1 protein-coding gene is annotated in these 452 nt (G+C 43.8%); it reads right to left on the bottom strand.

Annotation, left to right across the window (positions count from 1 at the left end):
* The coding region (locus HC175_RS18575) for a VOC family protein (protein ID WP_209310092.1) at positions 1-452 on the bottom strand (452 nt) is incomplete at both ends.

The following is a 452-nucleotide window of genomic DNA, read 5'->3' as shown; positions in this document are numbered from 1 at the left end:
ATACCTGTCGGGTAGTTGTAAAGTAGAACCTAATTCTTCAACGGTTTCATCTGTGGCAAACCCCGGATTATCGGTCGCAATTTCGAACAGTACACCTCCGGGTTCCCTGAAGTACAAAGAGTAGAAATAATCCCTGTTGATCTTTTCGGTGATCTGCAGCCCATGTTGCAAGACTTTCTCACGCATGGCCATGAGGCTTTCTTCATCTTTGACCCTGAATGCAACGTGGTGGTTGGTGCCTACAGAATTGATGCCGCGGTAGGCATCGGGTAAAATAAAAAGATCTACAAAAGCGGCATTTTCAACAGCATCTGTTCCATAGCGGTGGAAACTTCCTTCCGTTTTGACTTTTTTGTACCCGAAGATCTCTGTTAATACTGCCGCGGTTTCTTCTATAAAGTTTAAAGTAAGAGTAACATTATGGAAACCTTTGATCACGTTTTGTGCGGTGA

This window comes from Salinimicrobium oceani, assembly GCF_012037645.1.
Note: the sequence above shows the minus strand (reverse complement) of the source record. Positions and strands in the feature narration are given on the sequence as shown.